Source organism: Ramlibacter sp. (assembly GCF_013697775.1).
Classification (GTDB): Bacteria; Pseudomonadota; Gammaproteobacteria; order Burkholderiales; family Burkholderiaceae_C; genus Ramlibacter.
On record NZ_JACCWG010000440.1, the window covers coordinates 1 to 2217 of the forward strand.

Below are 2217 nucleotides of genomic sequence, written 5' to 3' on the forward strand. Positions count from 1 at the left end.
GGCGCGTGGCGCCTGCTGCTGCAGCGCCTGCGGCCATCGCGCCGCAACGGAGCCGCGGCATGACCGTGCAGCCGCCGCCTGCCGCCGAGGCCGGCGTCCTGCGCAACGTGGTGGTGCTGGACAGGCCGCACGCATTGGCGCGTCCGATGCGTGCCGTGCCCGCCACTGCCGCGCGCGAGGCCGCCGTCGCCGAACCGCCGGCGCGCGCTGAAGCGCAGCCGCAAGGTTATGACCACGGGTTTCACGCCGGCTACGGCGAAGGCCTGGCCGCCGGGCAGGCGCAGCAGCGCGAACAGGATGAAGCGCAGTTCCGCAGCGTGATCGACGAGGCGCGCGCCGCTGCGGTGGAAGAGGGCCGTGCCGAAGGCCTGCTGCGCGCCAAAGAGGAACTCGAGGCGGCAGCCACCCGGCTGCGCGCCCAGCTGGTGGAAGAAGCGGAAGCGGTGCTGCAGGAGCGGCTGCAGCAGCTCGACCAGCTGGTGGCGAGCGCGGCTGCGCAATCGCGGCGCGCCGCCGCCGAAGCGGAAGACGATCTCGTCGCCCTCGGCTTCGAGGCCGTGTGCCGCGTGCTGGGCCGCCGTGCCGCCGAACCGGAGGTGCTGCGCGGCATGGTACACGACCTGCTCGCCGCCCGCGCGTCGGATGCAAGGCAGCAGCTCGCGGTGCACGTGCATCCGCAGGACCATGCCTGGCTGCTGCGCGCGGGGTCCGCGGCGCCGGTGGAATGGCATTGGGTCGCGGACGACACCGTCGCCACCGGCGGTGTGCTGTTGCGGTGGCCGCACGGCGCGCTGGACGCGCGGCTGGAAACGCAGCTGGACATGCTCCGGCAGACGCTGTTGCGCGTGCGCGAAGAGCGGCGTGCCGCCACTGGCGGAGCGCTTCCGCAATGAACGCCATGCTGGCTCCGTATCGGCAGGCCGTCGAACGCGCGGCGCTGGTGCGCCGGGTGGGGCAAGTGCAGCGCCTGGGCGGCCTGTCCGTCGACGTGCAGGGCCTGGAGGCGGACGTCGGCGAGCTGTGCCTGCTGCGTCCCCGCGCCGGCCGCAGCGGCGATGCGGCGCGGGCGCCCGTGCTCGCCGAGGTGGTTGCCGTGCGCGGTGACCAGCTGACGCTGATGCCCTACGGCCCGCTGGAAGGATTGAGCGCCGGCTGCGAGGTCGAGAGCCAGGGCCGGCACGCCGAGATCGCCGTGGGCGACGCCTTGCTGGGCCGCGTGATCGACGGCTTCGGCCGCCCGCTGGATGGCCTGCCCGAGCCGGTCGGCACGCAGCACCGCCCGCTGCGCGCGCCGCCGGTAAATCCGATGGGCCGGCCACGCATCGCGCGCATGCTGGAAACCGGCGTGCGCACCATCGACACGCTGCTCACGCTGGGCCAGGGCCAGCGCGTGGGTATCTTCGCCGGCAGCGGCGTCGGCAAGAGCACGCTGCTGGGCATGATCGCCAAGCACGTGAAGGCCGACGTCAACGTCATCGCGCTCATCGGCGAGCGCGGACGCGAAGTCAAGGAATTCATCGACAAGCAGCTGGGCGCGACCGGCCTGGCGCGCTCGGTCGTGGTCGCCGCCGCGTCGGACCAGCCGGCGCTGGCGCGCCTGCGCGCCGCGTATGCGGCGCTGGCGATCGCGGAGCATTTTCGCGACCAGGGCAAGCAGGTGCTGCTGACCATGGACTCGGTCACGCGCTTCGCCATGGCGCGGCGCGAGATCGGCCTGGCGGCCGGCGAACCGCCGACCGCGCGCGGCTACACGCCCTCGGTGTTCGCCGAATTGCCCGGCCTGTGCGAGCGTTGCGGCACGGCGCCGGGCGGCGGCTCGATCACGGCGTTGATGACCGTGCTGGTGGAAGGCGACGATTTCAACGAACCCATCGCCGACGCGATGCGTTCCATTCTGGACGGGCACATCGTGCTGTCGCGCCAGCTGGCGCAGGGCGGCCAGTATCCCGCCATCGACGTGCTGCAAAGCGCGAGCCGCGTGATGCCCGACGTGACCGCGACAGCGCAGCGCAAGCTGGCCACCGAGGCGGTGCGGCTGTTGGCGCTGCTGGAGCGCAACCGCCAGCTGGTGGACATCGGTGCCTACGAGGCCGGCAGCAATCCGGAGCTCGACATGGCGCTGCGCCACCAGCCGAAGTTGCGCGAATGGTTGTGCCAGCAGGACGGCGGCGTCGCGGCGGCGCAGGGGCTGGCCGCGCTGGACGCGCTGCTGCGCGC

Annotated in this window: 2 protein-coding genes; both read left to right on the forward strand. The window is 73.2% G+C overall.

Features of this window, described 5'->3' with window-relative positions; translation table 11 throughout:
* A partial coding sequence (locus H0U68_RS22430; RefSeq protein ID WP_296359119.1) for a FliH/SctL family protein occupies nucleotides 1-893 on the forward strand: 893 nt, incomplete at its 5' end.
* 5 nt (nucleotides 894-898) lie between these two features.
* On the forward strand, nucleotides 899-2217 hold a 1319-nt coding region (locus H0U68_RS22435; protein ID WP_296359120.1), incomplete at its 3' end, for a FliI/YscN family ATPase.